This is a genomic window from Streptomyces thioluteus, from assembly GCF_039535865.1.
The window spans coordinates 1-16,332 of record NZ_BAAAXZ010000113.1; the positions used below are offsets into that span (position 1 = coordinate 1).

Genomic DNA, 16,332 nt, shown 5'->3' on the forward strand with positions numbered 1-16,332 from the left:
CCCCGCCACCACGCCCGGCCGGTCGTACATCACCAGATGCCCCGCCGGGGCCACCGCCTCGAAGCGGGCGTCGAGCAACTCCGCCAGGGCGCACTGGCGTTGGAGCCGCCGCCGCTCCAGCCAGGAGCCGCTTCCCGTCGCGGCCGCGAGGACCGTGACCGGGACGGGCGGGAGGGGGCGGGACGAGCGGAGCGCGGAGACCTCGGCCGCGACGTCCCAGTAGCGCGCGTTCTCCATGAGCAGGGCGCGGGCGACGCGGCCGGTGCCGTACGTGCGGCGCACGAGGTCGTCGGGGACGGGGTCCGCGCCGCGGACCGAGGACGCGCGGACGGTCAGCCGCCGCAGCGCGGGGCCGAGCGCGCGCGGGAGGCCGGCGGCCGCGTAGGCGTGGCCGCGCGCCCGGGCGACGGCGGTGCGCAGGGCCGGGGCGGGCATGGGCCGCGCGTTCTCCTCGACGCTGGCGTCGACGAGGACGAGCCCGGCGGTGCGCTCCGGGTGCAGCCGGGCGAACGCCTCCGCGTGGAACCCGGCCAGCGAGTGGCCGACGACCGTCGCGGGCCCGCCGAGGCCGAGCGCGTCGAGGACGCCCGCGATCCGTGCCGCCTCCGCCGCGGCGGTCGGCGGCCCGGCGGCGGGGGCGCTGAAGCCGAGCCCGGGCCGGTCGAAGCGGACGACCGTGCGGTGCGGCGCGAGCAGCGGCACGACGGGCTCCCAGTCGAACCAGCCCATGCCCAGCCCGGGGCTCAGGACGCACACCGGCCCGGAGCCCTCGCGCAGCACATGCAGCGGCACGCCGCCGACCCGGATCATCCGGCCCGGCGGACGTTGTACGGCAGTCATGCCAACGACCGTACCCGGGCGGGCAGGTCAGCCGGAGCGCCGGTCCGGAGCCGTACCGTCGGGAGCGACCCAGTGCGGCTTGCGGAACTTCAGGAACGCCAGCGGCGCGAGGAAGCCGAGCGTCAGCAGCCCGCCGCCGACGATCAGCAGGTAGCGCCAGAGCGGCTGCCCGCCGAACTGCTCCGGCGGCACGAAGCCGATGCACAGGGCCGCCAACGAGGAGACGAAGCCGACGCCCGCGACGACGTTCAGCGCGGGGACCCGGAAGCCGCCCTCCTGCGCGGGCCGGAGCTTCCCGCAGCCGCACACCGCCGCGGCGAACATCAGCAGGTAGACCACCAGATAGATCTGCGTGGTGACGACGGAGAAGATCCAGTACGCGCTGGAGACGTCCGGCAGGAAGGCGTAGGCGAGCGCGATCAGCGTGGTGAGGACGCCCTGGGCGACCATGATGTTCTGCTGCACGCCGTGCTTGTTGAGCTTCTGGAGGACGGGCGGGAGGTAGCCCTCCTGCCGGCGACCATCAGCAGGCCGCGCGACGGCCCGGCCAGCCAGGCGAGCATGCCGCCGAGCGCGGCGGTGACCAGCAGGACGCCGACGACCTTGGTCAGCCAGCCCACGTGGAAGTGGTCGAAGAAGCCCTGGAACGCCTGCATCACCCCCGGCCGTGAGACTCAGGTCCTCGCCCGGCCATGACCCAACTGATGGCCAGCGCGGGCAGAATGAAGATCAGCAGGACGAGCCCGGTGGCCAGGAAGACCGAGCGCGGGAACTGCCGCCCGGGCTCGCGCAGCGACGAGACGTGGACGCCGTTCATCTCCATGCCCGCGTAGGACAGGAAGTTGCCGACGATCAGCACGAGGCTGGCCGGGCCGGTCCACGGCGGCAGGACGTGCCCGGTGTCCATGGGCGCGGCGGACGGGTTGCCCTGGGCGAGGAAGACCAGGCCGAGGACGACGAGCACGGCGCCGGGGATCAGCGTGCCGATCACCAGGCCCAGGCCGGCGAGCCCGGCCACCGCCTTGGTGCCGCGCGCGGAGATCAGCACGCCCGCCCCAGTAGACGACGACGATCACGAGGGCGACGTAGAGGCCGTTGTCCGCGAGCGAGGGGTCGATGACGTACGCGAACGTGCTGGCCACGTAGGCGAGCAGGCTCGGGTAGTACGCGATGGTCATCGCGAACTGGCACCACACGGCGAGGAAGCCCGAGCGGCTTGGACAGCCCCTCGCTGACCCACCGGTAGATCCCGCCGGGCCGGCCCGAGGCGAGCTCGGCGGAGACCAGGGCCGTCGGCAGGAGGAAGACGACGGCGGGGAGGAGGTAGAGGAAGACCGCGGCCAGGCCGTAGAGGGCCATGGACGGGGCGGGCCGCAGGTTCGCCACGGAGGCGGTGGTCATCAGGGCGAGCGTCGCCCAGGAGATGAACTGCTGCTGGGGTACGGCCTGTTGGGCGGTCGAGGCGGCCGGGGCGGCTTCCGAGGGGCGCGTGGCGGTGGGACGTTCGTCCCCGGTCTGTTCCGTGAGGGTCATGAGGGGGGAGAGCGTCCTTCGGGGCCAAGCAGTCGATCGGTACGCCCCATCATCGGGCAAGGGGCCCCTTGTGCGCACATCGGCCGCCCGGGCCCCCGGCGGTGCGGATACCCCGAGGGGGTAGGGTGCGGCGAAGGAGCGGGAGGGCTCGGGAGGCTCGTGATGCGCGGACGGGGGAAGGCGGCCGGCACGTGGTGCGGCCGTCTGCTGCTGTTCGCCGCGCTGCTCCTCGGCATCGTGACGATGCACACGCTGGGGCATCCGACGACGGGGCACGACGCGCCGCCGGCGGCTCACGCGGTGCAGGCGCACCCCGCGGCCGCTGCCCACGACGGCGACGGCGACCACGCCGCTCCCCCGCCGTCCCACCACCGCCTCGGCCTGGACCCCATGTCCGTCTGCCTCGCCGTGCTCGGCGCGGGCTGGACGATGGTCCTGCTGCTGGCCCTGCGTTTCCTGCGGCGCCCGGCCGGTGCCGCGGGCGCCGCCGTGCGCGCCCGGTTCGCGTACGCGCTGTGGCCCCATCCCCCGCCGCCACGGCACAAGGCCCTCGCCCGGTTGTCGGTGCTGCGCGTGTAGGAGCGCCCGCGCGCTCGTACCCGTACTCCACCGACACCACAGAGGTGCACCCACTCATGCGCACAACCACGCGCCGCGCCGTGCTCGGCGCCGGCCTCGCCACGGCCGCCGGCGGCCTGCTCACCGCCTGCTCGGACTCGTCGCCTTCTTCCGCACCCTCGCCCGCCGCTTCGTACATCGAACCGGACGGCAAGGAGGTCGCCGCGGCCGAGACCCGGCGACGTGCCACCGGCCCCGTCCGCGAGGTGAAGCTGACCGCCGCCCGCACCGAGCTCGACCTGGGCGGCCGCAAGGTCACCAGCTGGGCTTACGGCGACACCCTCCCCGGCAAGGAGATCCGCGTCACCGCCGGCGACACGCTCGCGCTCCGCCTCGCCAACCACCTGCCGCAGGCGACCTCCCTGCACTGGCACGGCCTCCCGCTCCGCAACGACATGGACGGCGTCCCGGGCGTCACACAGCGGCCGATAGCCCCGGGCGCCGCGTTCGACTACCGCTTCGCGGTCACCCACCCCGGCACGTACTGGGTCCACCCGCACTCGGGCGTGCAGCAGGACCGGGGGCTGTACGCGCCACTGATCGTCGAGGACCCGAAGGAGCCGCTGAAGTACGACAAGGAGTGGGTCGTCGTCCTGGACGACTGGGTGGACGGGGTGGAGGGGAGCACGCCGGACGCGGTGATGGCGGAGCTGGCGAAGGGAATGTCCCACGACATGGGCGGCGGCATGGGCGGCATGCACCACATGTCGATGACCTCCGCCTCTGTCTCGTCCGACGGCCCCTCGCGGATGCTGATGGGCGCCACCAGCCCCGTCCTGGGCGGGGACGCGGGCGACGTCGCCTACCCGTACTACCTGGTCAACGGCCGCACCCCCGACGCGCCGGAGACCTTCACGGCCAAGCCCGGCGACCGGATCCGCGTCCGCTTCGTCAACGCGGGCGGCGACACGGCGTTCCGTGTGGCGCTGGGCGGCCACCGCATGACCGTCACGCACACGGACGGCTTCCCCGTCCGGCACGTGGAGACGGACTCGCTGCTGCTGGGCATGGGCGAGCGGTACGACGTACTGGTCACCGCCGGGGACGGTGTCTTCCCGCTGACCGCGCTCGCGGAGGGCAAGAAGCGGACGGCGCTGGCGCTGCTGCGCACCGGCGGCGGCTCCGCGCCGGACGCGGACGTCCGCCCGAAGGAACTGGACGCCACTCCGCTCACGGCGGACCGGCTCCGGGCGGACGACACGGTGGCGCTGCCGTCGCGGCGCCCGGACCGGACGCTGGTGTTCGAGCTGACCGGCTCGATGACGAAGTACGACTGGGCGATCAACGGGCGACGGTACGCGTCCTCCGACCGGTATCCGGTGAAGGCGGGCGAGCGGGTGCGCCTCGCGTTCGTCAACAGGACCGGGATGTGGCATCCGATGCACCTGCACGGCCACACGTTTGCCCTGCCGGGCGGGGGGCCGCGGAAGGACACGGTGATCGTGCTGCCGGGGAAGCGGGTGGAAGTGGACTTCGACGCGGACAATCCCGGGGTGTGGATGCTCCACTGCCACAACGTGTACCACGGGGAGAGCGGGATGATGACGCTGGTCGGGTACCGGAGGTAGGTCACTCGCCCCGCCCCGCCCTTTCTCCGTTTCCCGGGCGGGGCCCCGGCCCCGAACCGCCCTCCGGGCGGTGGCGGGGCTTCGCCCCTGCACCCCGCCGGGGGCTTCGCCCCCTGGACCCCGAAGCGCCCTGCGGGCGCTGTCCTCAAGCGCCGGACGGGCTGATTCAGCCCGTCCGGCGCTTGAGGACGAACGCGGCGCAGCCGCGTTGCGGGGGCGCAGGGGGCGGAGCCCCGCGGGGTGGCGCAGGGGCGCAGCCCCCTGCGAAAACGGATTAGGGCGGGACCGGGGCACCTTCCCCCGACAACCCCCCATCGCGTCAAGCAGACGATTAAACTGACCCCGTGGCACAACTCCGTCTCGCCCTCAACCAGATCGACTCCACCGTCGGCGACCTGGCCGGCAACGCCGAGTCGATCCTCCGCTGGACCCGCCACTCCGCCGACCGCGGCGCCCACCTCGCCGTCTTCCCCGAGATGGTGCTCACCGGCTACCCCGTCGAGGACCTGGCCCTGCGCCGTTCCTTCGTCGAGGCGAGCAGGGCCGCCCTGCACGCCCTCGCGGCCCGGCTCAGCGACGAAGGCCTGGGCGAACTGCCCGTCGTCGTCGGCTACTTGGACCGGTCCGAGGCGGACGAGCCCCGGCTCGGCCGCCCGGCGGGGGCGCCGCTGAACGCCGCCGCGGTCCTGCACCGCGGCACGGCCGCGCTCACGTTCGCCAAGCACCACCTCCCGAACTACGGCGTCTTCGACGAGTTCCGGTACTTCGTCCCGGGCGACACGATGCCCGTGATCCGCGTACGCGGCGTGGACGTGGCACTCGCCATCTGCGAGGACCTGTGGCAGGAGGGCGGCCGCGTCCCCGCCGCCCGCGCGGCCGGCGCCGGGCTGCTGGTCTCGGTCAACGCCTCGCCGTACGAGCGGGAGAAGGACGACACCCGCCTGGAGCTGGTGCGCAAGCGCGCCCAGGAGGCCGGCTGCACCACCGCGTACCTGGCCACCACCGGCGGCCAGGACGAGCTCGTCTTCGACGGCGACTCGATCGTCGTCGACCGCGACGGCCGGGTGATCGCCCGGGCCCCGCAGTTCGAGGAGTGCTGCCTCGTCCTGGATCTGGAGCTGCCGACGGCCCCCGCCGAGGCGCCCTCCGGCACCGTGGACGACGGCCTGCGCATCGACCACGTCACGCTCACCACCGATCCGGTCGCGGCCTACGAACCGGCTTTCCCCGGCACCGTCGCCGACCACCTCGACGACGACGCGGAGGTCTACCAGGCCCTGGTGACGGGCCTGCGCGCGTACATCGCCAAGAACGGCTTCCGCAGCGTCCTGATCGGGCTCTCCGGCGGCATCGACTCGGCGCTCGTCGCCGCGATCGCCTGCGACGCGGTGGGCGCGGCGAACGTGTACGGCGTGGCCATGCCGTCCCGCTACTCCTCGGAGCACTCGGTCGCGGACGCCGAGGAGCTCGCCCGGCGCACCGGGCTGAACTTCCGCATCCGGCCGATCGCCCCGATGTTCGACGCCTACATGGGCGCGCTCGGGCTGACCGGCCTGGCGGAGGAGAACCTCCAGGCGCGGCTGCGCGGCACGCTGCTGATGGCGCTCTCCAACCAGGAGGGCCACATCGTCCTCGCCCCGGGCAACAAGTCCGAGCTGGCGTGCGGCTATTCGACCCTCTACGGCGACTCCGTCGGCGCGTACGGCCCGATCAAGGACGTCTACAAGACCGGCATCTTCCGCCTCGCCCGATGGCGCAACCGCGCCGCGGAGGAGCGCGGCGAAACCGCGCCCATCCCCGAGAACTCCATCACCAAGCCGCCCAGCGCCGAGCTGCGGCCGGGGCAGGTCGACACGGACTCGCTCCCGGACTACGACGTCCTCGACCGCCTCCTGGAGCTCTACGTGGACCGCGACCACGGCCGCGAGAGGATCGTGGCGGAGGGCTTCGACCCGGAGCTGGTGACCCGCGTGCTGCGCCTGGTGGACACGGCCGAGTACAAGCGCCGCCAGTACCCGCCGGGCACGAAGATCTCACCGAAGGGCTTCGGCAAGGACCGGCGCCTGCCGATCACGAACCGGTGGCGGGAACAGGCCTGACGGTCACGGTCGCGGATCCCGTCGGAGCGGGCCCGCACCGCGTCATCCGTGGCGTACGACCAGCCCCTCCAGCAGCCTGGCCGTGGCCTCCGCCACCGCCTCGACCGCCTCGTCGAAGACGGCCCGGTTGTGGGCGGCCGGCGTGTGGAAGCCCGACACCTTGCGGACGTACTGGAGGGCGGCGGCGCGGATGTCGTCCCCGGTGGGGTCCTGGGTGACCGGTGGTCTGAGCGTCTTGATGCTGCGGCACATATGTCCAGTGTGCGCCGGAGCCCCGGAGCGGGAGGGTCAGAGCTTGACCCGGGCCGCCACCGGCAGGTGGTCGCTGCCCGTGTCGGGCAGGGTCCAGGCGTCCACCGGGTCCATCCCCCGCACCATGATCTGGTCGATCCGCGCCATCGGGAAGCTCGCCGGCCAGCTGAAGCCGAAGCCGTCCCCCGCCGCGCCCTGCGCCGACCGCAGCTGCGAGGTCACCGGCGCCAACGACCGGTCGTTCATGGTGCCGTTGAGGTCGCCGAGCAGCACGACCTTCTTCAACTGCTCCGCCGAGATGGCCCGTCCGAGCGCGGCCGCGCTGTTGTCGCGCTGACCGGCCGTGAAGCCGGCGTTGAACTTGACGCGCACCGACGGCAGATGGGCGACGTACACGCCCACCGGGCCCTGCGGGGTGCTGACGGTGGCGCGCAGCGCCCGCGTCCAGCCCATCTTGATGTCGACGGGGCGCGCGTCCGTGATCGGGTGCTTGCTCCAGATGCCGACCGTGCCCTGCACGGAGTGGTACGGGTACGAGGCGGCCATCGCCCGCTCGTAGACCGGCGCGGCCTCCGGCTTGAGCTCCTCCAGGGCCACCACGTCCGCCCCCGCCGCGGCGACGGATCGGGCGGTGGCGGCCGGGTCGGGGTTCTCCGCGTTGACGTTGTGGCTGATGACGGTGAAGTTGCCGCCCGAGCCCGACTTGTCGGTCAGCAGCCCGCCGAAGAGGTTGAGCCAGGCGACGGCCGGCAGCAGCACCGCGATCAGCGCGGTCGCCGAGCGCCGCCACAGGGCGAGGGCGAGCAGGACGGGGACGAGGAGCCCGAACCAGGGGAGGAAGGTTTCCGCGAGGCTGCCGAGGTTGCCGACCCGGTTGGGGATCTGGCCGTGCAGCAGCATCAGCAGGCCCAGCACGGCCGCGAGGATCGCGATCAGCAGGCCGCGCCGCCAGATCCCGGGGCCCCGCCACCGGTCCGCGAGGCGCCGGACCCCGGAGCCGGCCCGCTCCGGACCCGCTCCTCCGTGGTCCGTCTCCTGCACGTGCGCCTGTGGCATCCGTCGTCCTCACTCGGTCTCGCTGCGAACCCCCGGACCCGACCATAGGTGATCAAGCACGAGTCGTGATCACCACGGGCGGGGGCTTCCGTTCGGGGAGGAGGACGGCGCCCCGGCCAGGACGGGTTCCTCGGTCCGGGCCGGGGCGGCCTGCTGTGACACAACGGGCACATTCAGGGCACGTACAGAGCACATTCAGAGCGCCGGACGGACGCCCTGCAGGACGGTGTCGACGATCCGCTCGGCCAGCCCCTCGGGCAGTTCCTTCCACTCGTGGAGCACGACCCGGGCCAGCATCGGGCCGACGAACAGGTCGGTGAGCAGCTCCGGGTCGGCGTCGGCGCGGATCTCCCCGGTGGCCGCCCCCCGCCGCAGCACCGCGAGGAACGCCTCGCGCCGGGCGGAGACGACGGTCTCGTGGTACTCCTTCCAGACCCTGGGCCGGGCCTGCACCTCGGCGACGACCGTGCGCATCACGGCGGAGGAGCGCTTGGCCAGGCCGCGCCGGCGCAGGAACTCCAGCAGCGCGACGAGGTCGTCGCGGACCGAGGTGCCGGGGAGCTCGGGGCTGCGCTCGTCCAGGGAGCGCAGCACGTCCAGCATCAGCGCCTCCTTGCCGGCCCAGCGCCGGTAGACGGTGGCCTTGCCGACACCGGCCTCGCGGGCGATGCGCTCCATCGACAGCTCGCTGACGGTGACGCCCTCCTCCAGCAGCCGCAGGACGCTCTCGATCACGGCGGTGCCGGCGGCGGCGCTGCGCGGGCGGCCGCGCGGCTGGGCGGGGAGGGGGCTCGTGGCACTCATGCGTCGGCCCCTTCCTGCTGCCGCTCGGCCGCCCGTCCCGCGCCGGGCGCGCCGGCCGCGGCGCCCCTGCCGGGCAGGAAGATCCCGACGACGAGCGCGCCGAGCACGGCGACGGCCGTGGCGCCCAGGGCCGTGACGTGCATGGCGTGCAGGAAGGCGTCGTTGGCGGGGCCGACGAGGCCTTGCCCGGCCGGGCCGAGCTTCTCGGCGACGGCGAGGGTGCCCTCGATCGACTCGCCGGCCGCGTGCCGGGCGGCGTCGGACAGGCCGGGGACGGCGTCGAGCCGGCCGGCGATGCCGTCGCGGTAGGTCGTGGAGAGCAGCGAGCCGAGGACGGCGACGCCGAGCGCCCCGCCGATCTGGCGGAAGGTGTTGTTCACCGCCGATCCCGAGCCCGCCTTCTCCCGCGGCAGCGTCTGCATGATCGAGACGGTGGCGGGCGGCATGATGTGCGCCATCGCGGTGCCCTGGACGAAGAAGATCGCCTCCAGCACCCAGATCGGGGTGTCCGCGTCGAGCAGCAGGAAGCCGGCCATGGACAGGGCCACCAGCAGCATCCCGGCGCAGCACACCGCGCGGGCGCCGAACCGGGCCACGACGAGACGGGCGCGCGGCGCGAAGAACATCTGCGCCGCGGCGAGCGGGAGCATCAACAGGCCGCTCTGCAGCGGGGAGTAGCCGCGCACGCTCTGTGTGTAGAAGACGCTGAAGAAACTGACGCCCAGCAGCGCGAAGAAGACCAGCGCGATGGACGAGACGGCCGCCGAGAACGCCGGCTTGCGGAAGTAGCGCACGTCCAGGGCCGGGTGGTCGGTGCGCCGCTCGTGGACGACGAACGCGACGATGACGAGCAGGCCGCCGCCGACCGTGCCGTACACCTCCGGGTCGGAGAAGTCGGCGAGTTGGCCGCCCTTGATGATGCCGTACACCAGCAGCACCAGGCCGACGACCGACAGCAGTACGCCGACCGGGTCGAGCCGGCCGGGCCGGGGGTCCTTGGAGTCGGGGACGAGCGCCACCATGGCGATCAGGCCGCAGATGACGATCGGGACGTTGACGAGGAAGACCGATCCCCACCAGAAGTGGTCGATCAGGATGCCGCCGGTGATCGGGCCGATGGCGATCGCCAGGCCGACCGCGCCCGCCCATATGCCGACGGCCTTGGGCTGCTCGTCGCGCTCGAAGACGTTCATGATGATCGCGAGCGTCGCGGGCATCACGAACGCGCCGCCGAAGCCCATCACCGCCCGGAAGGCGATCAGTTCGCCCGGCGAGCCCGCCATGGCCGAGAGCACCGAGCCGATCCCGAACACCGTCATGCCGAACAGCAGGACCTTCTTGCGCCCGATCCGGTCGCCGAGAAGTCCGGCGGTGAACAGGATGCCCGCGAAGACCAGCGTGTAGGAGTTGATCGCCCACTCCAGCTGGCTCTGGGTGGCACCCAGGCCGGTGGGGGCCGGCGAGGCGATGGTCTTCATCGCCACGTTGAGGATCGAGTTGTCGAGAACGACGACGAGCAGGCTGAACAGCAGCACGGCGAGGATGGCCCACCGCTTCCTGTGCACCGCCTCGGGGACCTGGCGCGCCGGTATGTCACCGGCCGGGATTGTCATATGAACACGGTAAGCCCTTTCCGATACGACCCCGTTCCGTATTGGAAAGTCTTTACGAGCCGATTGCCACCCGCCGATCGCCGCCGATCGCCACCGATCGCCACCCCGAGCATCACCCCCCGTGACTTCCTCCCGGGAGATCGTCGTGTCAGCATGGAGTCGATCCGGGGACGCCGTCAGGGCGCCTCGAGACGACAACATCACAGGAGCCATTGCCATGACGACGCATGCCGTGAAGACCCCCGACAGCAGCAAGGCGCTGTACGGCGGGACGAGCTCCCGGCGCATCACCGTCCGCGACATCGCCGCCGCGAAGGGGCGCGGCGAGAAGTGGCCCATGCTGACCGCCTACGACGCGATGACCGCCTCCGTCTTCGACGAGGCCGGCATCCCCGTCCTGCTCGTCGGCGACTCCATGGGCAACTGCCACCTCGGCTACGAGTCCACCGTGCCCGTCACCCTGGACGAGATCACCGTCCTCGCCTCGGCCGTCGTCCGCGGCACCAAGCGCGCGCTGGTCGTCGGCGACCTGCCCTTCGGCTCGTACCAGGAGGGCCCGGTGCAGGCGCTGCGCAGCGCGACGCGGCTGGTGAAGGAGGCGGGTGTGCAGGCCGTCAAGCTGGAGGGCGGCGAGCGGTCCGCCCACCAGATCGAGATGCTGGTGCAGGCCGGCATCCCGGTCATGGCCCACGTGGGCCTGACCCCCCAGTCGGTCAACGCCTACGGCGGCTACCCCGTCCAGGGCCGCGGCGAGGAGGCCGCGGCGCAGCTCCTCCGCGACGCGAAGGCCGCGCAGGACGCGGGCGCCTTCTCCGTCGTCCTCGAACTCGTCCCCGCCGAGCTCGCGGCCGAGGTCACCCGCAGCCTGCACATCCCGACCGTCGGCATCGGCGCGGGCGCGGAGTGCGACGCGCAGGTGCTGGTGTGGACGGACATGGCCGGCCTGACGGGCGGGCGCGTCCCGCGCTTCGTGAAGCAGTACGCGAAGGTGCGCGAGGTTCTGGGCGACGCGGCGAGGGAGTTCGCGGAGGACGTCGTCGGCGGCGCGTACCCGGCACCGGAGCACGCGTTCCACTAGCCGGTCCCGCGGGGCGGGGGCTCCGCCCCCCCTGCACCCCGAAGCGCCGGACGGGCTGATTCAGCCCGTCCGGCGCTTGGGGACCTCGCGGCGAAGCCGCGATGCCCCCGCGCGGAGCGCGGCGAGAAACGGTGAAAGGGCGGGACGGGGAGAAAACCCCCGCCGGCACGCTCCCGCACCGGCATCGGAGCCATGTCGGAACGCCGTCGGCCCGATGTCGGAACCCTGTCGGCACCCCCTGCCACGCTGACCGGCATGAAGCAGAAAGACATCCCCGACGGCGGCGGCACCGCCGTCCACGTCCGCGGCCTGGTCAAGCACTACGGCGCGACCAAGGCCCTGGACGGCGTCGACCTCGACGTCCGCGAGGGCACCGTCCTCGGCGTTCTCGGGCCCAACGGCGCGGGCAAGACCACCCTGGTCAGAATCCTCTCCACGCTGATCCGCCCGGACGCCGGCACCGCCCGCGTCGCGGGCTACGACGTCCTCGCCCAGCCCCGCCAGCTGCGCCGCGTCATCGGGCTCACCGGCCAGTACGCCTCGGTCGACGAGAAGCTCTCCGGCTTCGAGAACCTGTACATGATCGGCCGTCTCCTCGACCTCTCCCGCAAGGACGCCCGCCGCCGCGCCGACGACCTGCTGGAGCGCTTCTCCCTCACCGAGGCCGCCAAGCGCCCCGCCGGGCAGTACTCCGGCGGCATGCGCCGCCGTCTCGACCTGGCCGCGTCCATGATCGGCCGGCCGTCCGTGCTCTACCTGGACGAGCCGACCACCGGCCTCGACCCGCGCACGCGGAACGAGGTCTGGACGGAGGTGCAGGGCATGGTGCGCGAGGGCGCCACCGTCCTGCTCACCACGCAGTACATGGAGGAGGCCGAGCAGCTCGCGAGCGAGCTGACGGTCATCGACCGCGGACGCGCGATCGCCGGCGGCCGGATCGACGAGCTGAAGCGAAGGTCGGCGGCCGCACGCTCCGGATACGTCCGGCCGACCGCGCCGAAACTGCCGCGCGTCGTCGGGGCCGTGGCCCAGGCCGGGCTCGACGGGATCGCCGGCGCCACCGCCGACCCGGCCGAGGGCGTGGTCAACGTCCCGATCGTCAGCGACCAGCAACTCACCGCCGTCGTCGGCCTGATGGCCGCCCGCGGCATCGCCCTCGCCGACATCAACACCCATCTGCCCAGCCTCGACGAGGTGTTTCTGGCCATCACCGGCCAGAAGGCATCCCACACCGGCTCTCTCGATCTCGATCTCCAGGAGGTCTCCGCATGAGCGCGGCGACAGCCCTCGCGCCCGCCGGGGACACCCGTATCCCCCTCCGCTCCCACCTGCGCCACATCGGCGCCCTCTCCCGCCGCAATCTGCTGGCGATCCGGCAGGACCCGGAGTCGATGTTCGACGCCGTGCTCCAGCCGATCATCTTCACCCTGATGTTCGTGTACGTCTTCGGCGGCGCGATGTTCGGCAAGGGCAACCAGCAGGAGTACGTCAACTACCTGGTGCCCGGCCTGCTCGCCATGACCGGCCTCAACATCGCCATGGCCGTGGGCGTCGGCGTCAACGAGGACTTCCGCAAGGGCGTCATGGACCGCTTCCGGACCATGCCGATCGCCCGGTCGTCCGTCCTCGTGTCGAAGATCGTCAGCGAGCTGTTCCGGCTGCTCGTCGCAGTCGCCATCCAGCTCGCCGTGGGCTTCGCGCTGGGGCTGGAGGTGGAGACCTCGGTCCTGCACCTGTTCGCCGCGGTCGCGCTCAGCGCGGTCTTCGGCGCCTCGCTGATGTGGATCTTCATACTCGTCGGCCTCAGCATGAAGACGGCACAGGCCGTCCAGGGGGGTGGCGATGCTCGTGCTGTTGCCGCTGCAGTTCGGCAGCTCCATCTTCGCTCCGCCCACCTCGATGCCCGGCTGGCTGAAGGCGTTCGTCGACTACAACCCGCTGGCCAACCTCGCCGACGCCTCCCGCGCCCTGATCCGGGGCGGCGCGGTGGGCCACTCCGTATGGCTGACCCTGGCCTGGGCCGTGGGCATCACGGTCGTCACGGCGCCGCTGGCCGTCGCCCGCTTCCGCAACAAAACGTGACGGGCGCTCAGACGAGGGCGGCGGCCTCCTCCAGCGTGAGGCCGCCGCCCTCGGCGCGTACGCGCTCGTACGCCTCGTCGCCGAGCGCCGCGCGCAGGCTCGCCTCCGTGCGCTCGCGCATCTCCCGCTCGATCGACGCCTCGTACAGCCCGGCCGGCCGCAGCGCGACGGCCGCGCCGATCAGCCGGGCGCCGGTCATCGCGTGCTCCTCGCCGGGCAGTTCGGAGTGCGCGTAGGCGCCGTACATCAGGTGCGCCATGGGCAGGTGCGCGGCGACGAGCAGGACGAACGGGTCGTCCCTCACCTCGAGCGCCCGGCGGATGCGCGGGAGGGCGGCGGCGGGGTTCCCGTCGAGGGTCTCGATCCAGCCGTACAGCCCGTCCATCAGGGCCAGGAAGAGCTTGATGGAACGGTTCCGGAACTCCTCCATCAGGTTGTCGAAGAGCTCCCGCGCCGCGGCGGTCCGCCCCCGGCGGGCGAGCCGCACGCCGAGGGAGATCCGGATGAAGAACGACGTGTCGGGACCCATCCCCTCGGCCTCGTCCAACGCCTCCAGCAACAGCCGTTCGCCCGTGGCGTCATCCACCCGCCCCGCCTCCGTGAGCACGTCGGCGAGGCGGGCCTTCAGCATCGGCACCTGCGCGATGGCGCCCAGGTCCCGGACGCTGTCGATGGCCTCCCGGTAGTCGCGTTCGGCCTCGGCCAGGGCGCCGCGCCGCTCATGGCTCTCGGCCCGGCCGGACAGTGCCTCGGCCACGCCCCACGCGTCCCCGACGCGCCGGAAGATCTCCAGGGACTCGTGCGCGTCCCGCAGCCCCTGGTCGGCCCGGCCCGGCCGCTCGTTCAGCAGCTTGGCCCGTTGCTGGAGGTGGAGGCGAGCTCCCAGTCGAGGCCGGCCGCGCGGCAGCGTCGATGAGCTCGTCGACGGACTCCCACAGGGCCGTCGAAGTCGGCGGTGAGCAGCCGGGCGTAGAACCACATGACCCCCGGGTACCGGAGGTTCTGCGGGCGGCCCGACCCGTACGCGACGACGACGTTGCGCAACGTCCCGCTGCATCTCGGGGGAGTTGATGAGGCGCATGTCGGTGTCGTGGTTCACCATCCACACCAGCGCGCCTGCCGCCGGGCCCTCGGTCAGCAGCTCGGGACGCATCGGCGGCGGGGCGTCGATGCACCGCTCGGTCAACGGCGGGGCCGGCTCGACGGGTTCGGCGAACGGGTCGGGGCCGAGGCCGACGGCGGCCTCGGTCCAGGTGCACGCGTCCCGCGCGGTGGTCGCGCAGCTGCCAGAACCAGGCGAGGGAGAGCACCAGGCACAGCATCTCCTGCTCGTCCCGCGCACTCGCCGCGCGGCGCAGGGCGGTGCGGAAGTTGTCGTGCTCGCGCTCCAGACGCCCAGCAGGGTCCGCTGGCCGGGGCCGCGCAGCAACGGTTCGCCGGTGCGGGCGAGTTCGCGGTAGTGGACGAGGTGCCGGCGCTCGACGGCGGTCCGCTCCCCCGCCTCGTCCAGCCGCTCCCCGGCGTACTCGCCGACGGTCTCCAGCAGCCGGTAGCGCATCTCGCCGTCGTCGGCGGGCGCGGCCGACGACCAGGGACTTGTCGACGAGCGAACCGACGAGGACGGGCACGTCCGGCCCGTACACCCCGGTGGTGTCGGCGCACACCGCCTCGGCGGCGGCGAGGTCGCAGCCGCCGGCGAAGACGGACAGCCGCCGCAGGACGGCGCGTTCGGGCGCGTCGAGCAGCTCCCACGACCAGTCCGACGACCGCCCGCAGGGTCTGCTGGCGGGGCAGGACGGTGCGGCTGCCCGAGGTGAGCAGGCGGAAGCGGTCGTCGAGGCGGTCCGCGAGGCCGCGGGGGGTGAGCATCCGCAGCCGGGCGGCGGCGAGTTCGATCGCCAGCGGCAGGCCGTCGAGGCGGCGGCAGATCTCGGCGCAGGCGGACCGGGTCGTCCTCGGTCCGGAAGCCGGGGCGCGCGGCCGCGCCGCGCGTCGGCGAGCAGCCGCAGCGCGACCGGGGGCCGCAGCGGCTCCACGGGCCGCAGCGACTCGCCCCGGTACGGCAGAGGGGTTCGCGGCTGGTGGCGAGCACGGTCACGCCCGGGCAGTGGGCGAGGAGCGTCTCGGCGACCCGGGCGGCGGCGTCGACGAGGTGCTCGCAGTTGTCGAGGACGAGCAGCATGCGGCGGGTCGCGCACAGTTCGGCGAGCCGGGCCAGGGGGTCGGCGCCCCGCGCCGTCGGCGGCGGCGCGCAGGCCCTCCGCGGCGGCGCTGCCGCGGACGACGGTCTCGCGGCCGCCGAGCGCGGTGAGGACGGCCTCGGCGACGGTGCCGGGGTCGTCGACGGGGGCGAGCTCGGCGAGCCAGACTCCGTCGGGCCAGGCGTCGTTCGCACGGGCGGCGGCCTCGGCGGCCTCCTGCGAGAGGCGGGTCTTGCCGGCGCCGCCGGGGCCGAGGAGGGTGACGAGGCGGTGGCGTCCGAGGTCGTCGGCGATGAGGCGGAGGTCGTCGTCGCGGCCTACGAAGGAGGTGGCGCGGGCGCGGAGGTTTCCGCGGGGGCGGGTTGTGCCCCCCGGCCCGCCCTTTCACCGTTTCTTCCGGGGCTCCGCCCCTCGGCCCGGCACCGCGCTCCGCGCGGTGGGCGGGGCTCCGCCCCTGCACCCCGGCGGGGGCTCCGCCCCCTGGACCCCCACCGGGGCTACGCCCCCTGGACCCCTGCCGGGGCTCTGTCCCGGAACCCCGCCGGGGCTCCGCCCCTGGCCCTCGTTCCAGGCCTCGCCCCGACTCGT

General features: G+C 73.3%; 10 protein-coding genes and 3 pseudogenes. 6 read left to right on the plus strand and 7 right to left on the minus strand.

What is annotated here, in order from left to right:
• Both ABD794_RS14765 and gadC read right to left on the minus strand, forming a co-directional pair.
• Positions 1 to 840, minus strand: an 840-nt coding sequence (locus tag ABD794_RS14765; RefSeq protein WP_344963730.1) for an alpha/beta fold hydrolase, incomplete at its 3' end; no start/stop codon positions are given.
• A gap of 27 nt (positions 841 to 867) precedes the next feature.
• Positions 868 to 2,373: pseudogene (gene gadC / locus ABD794_RS14770) on the minus strand (glutamate/gamma-aminobutyrate antiporter GadC).
• Between the two features lie 162 nt (positions 2,374 to 2,535).
• Between gadC and ABD794_RS14775 the strand changes: the two are divergent.
• The 3 genes from ABD794_RS14775 (at position 2,536) to ABD794_RS14785 (ending at position 6,658) form a co-directional block, all read left to right on the plus strand.
• Positions 2,536 to 2,952, plus strand: coding sequence for a DUF6153 family protein (locus tag ABD794_RS14775; protein WP_344963732.1), 417 nt, complete (start codon positions 2,536 to 2,538; stop codon positions 2,950 to 2,952).
• A 56-nt stretch (positions 2,953 to 3,008) separates the two neighbouring features.
• Positions 3,009 to 4,559 carry a multicopper oxidase family protein gene (locus tag ABD794_RS14780; RefSeq protein WP_344963734.1) on the plus strand — a complete coding sequence of 517 codons (1,551 nt, stop codon included), beginning with the start codon at positions 3,009 to 3,011 and terminating at the stop codon, positions 4,557 to 4,559.
• 344 nt (positions 4,560 to 4,903) lie between these two features.
• Positions 4,904 to 6,658 (plus strand): NAD+ synthase, encoded by a 1,755-nt coding sequence (locus tag ABD794_RS14785; protein WP_344963736.1) that lies wholly within the window; start codon positions 4,904 to 4,906, stop codon positions 6,656 to 6,658.
• A 42-nt stretch (positions 6,659 to 6,700) separates the two neighbouring features.
• Here ABD794_RS14785 and ABD794_RS14790 read toward each other — a convergent pair whose 3' ends face one another.
• From ABD794_RS14790 to ABD794_RS14805, 4 genes are all read right to left on the minus strand, one after another.
• A complete protein-coding gene (locus tag ABD794_RS14790; RefSeq protein ID WP_344963738.1) occupies positions 6,701 to 6,910 on the minus strand; it encodes a DUF2277 domain-containing protein in 210 nt (69 codons plus the stop codon).
• A gap of 36 nt (positions 6,911 to 6,946) precedes the next feature.
• Positions 6,947 to 7,966 (minus strand): endonuclease/exonuclease/phosphatase family protein, encoded by a 1,020-nt coding sequence (locus ABD794_RS14795; RefSeq protein WP_344963740.1) that lies wholly within the window; start codon positions 7,964 to 7,966, stop codon positions 6,947 to 6,949.
• A 195-nt stretch (positions 7,967 to 8,161) separates the two neighbouring features.
• Entirely contained in the window at positions 8,162 to 8,770 is a 609-nt protein-coding gene (locus tag ABD794_RS14800) for a TetR/AcrR family transcriptional regulator (RefSeq protein WP_344963742.1), read from the minus strand.
• Positions 8,767 to 10,383 (minus strand): MFS transporter, encoded by a 1,617-nt coding sequence (locus ABD794_RS14805; RefSeq protein ID WP_344963744.1) that lies wholly within the window; start codon positions 10,381 to 10,383, stop codon positions 8,767 to 8,769. Before ABD794_RS14805 ends, ABD794_RS14800 begins: the two co-directional genes overlap by 4 nt.
• Positions 10,384 to 10,600: 217 nt before the next feature.
• On the opposite strand from ABD794_RS14805, the gene panB reads away from it, so the two are divergent.
• The 3 genes and pseudogenes from panB (at position 10,601) to ABD794_RS14820 (ending at position 13,543) form a co-directional block, all read left to right on the plus strand.
• Positions 10,601 to 11,461: a 3-methyl-2-oxobutanoate hydroxymethyltransferase gene (gene panB / locus ABD794_RS14810; RefSeq protein ID WP_344963746.1), complete on the plus strand. Its 861-nt coding sequence runs from the start codon at positions 10,601 to 10,603 to the stop codon at positions 11,459 to 11,461.
• A gap of 255 nt (positions 11,462 to 11,716) precedes the next feature.
• Entirely contained in the window at positions 11,717 to 12,733 is a 1,017-nt protein-coding gene (locus ABD794_RS14815) for an ATP-binding cassette domain-containing protein (RefSeq protein WP_344963748.1), read from the plus strand.
• Positions 12,730 to 13,543 (plus strand): annotated as a pseudogene (locus tag ABD794_RS14820) (ABC transporter permease). The gene ABD794_RS14815 and the pseudogene ABD794_RS14820 overlap by 4 nt, the downstream one beginning before the upstream one ends.
• A 7-nt stretch (positions 13,544 to 13,550) precedes the next feature.
• Here ABD794_RS14820 and ABD794_RS14825 read toward each other — a convergent pair.
• Positions 13,551 to 16,038: pseudogene (locus ABD794_RS14825) on the minus strand (ATP-binding protein).
• Between the last annotated feature and the right edge of the window lie 294 nt (positions 16,039 to 16,332).

What these genes read in the sequence shown, in the direction of transcription:
- ABD794_RS14775 (WP_344963732.1), top strand. Translation starts at nt 2,536, where the DNA reads ATGCGCGGACGGGGGAAGGCGGCCGGCACGTGGTGCGGCCGTCTGCTG.
- ABD794_RS14780 (WP_344963734.1), top strand. Translation starts at nt 3,009, where the DNA reads ATGCGCACAACCACGCGCCGCGCCGTGCTCGGCGCCGGCCTCGCCACG.
- ABD794_RS14790 (WP_344963738.1), bottom strand. Translation starts at nt 6,910, where the DNA reads ATGTGCCGCAGCATCAAGACGCTCAGACCACCGGTCACCCAGGACCCC.
- ABD794_RS14795 (WP_344963740.1), bottom strand. Translation starts at nt 7,966, where the DNA reads ATGCCACAGGCGCACGTGCAGGAGACGGACCACGGAGGAGCGGGTCCG.
- ABD794_RS14800 (WP_344963742.1), bottom strand. Translation starts at nt 8,770, where the DNA reads ATGAGTGCCACGAGCCCCCTCCCCGCCCAGCCGCGCGGCCGCCCGCGC.
- ABD794_RS14805 (WP_344963744.1), bottom strand. Translation starts at nt 10,383, where the DNA reads ATGACAATCCCGGCCGGTGACATACCGGCGCGCCAGGTCCCCGAGGCG.
- panB (WP_344963746.1), top strand. Translation starts at nt 10,601, where the DNA reads ATGACGACGCATGCCGTGAAGACCCCCGACAGCAGCAAGGCGCTGTAC.
- ABD794_RS14815 (WP_344963748.1), top strand. Translation starts at nt 11,717, where the DNA reads ATGAAGCAGAAAGACATCCCCGACGGCGGCGGCACCGCCGTCCACGTC.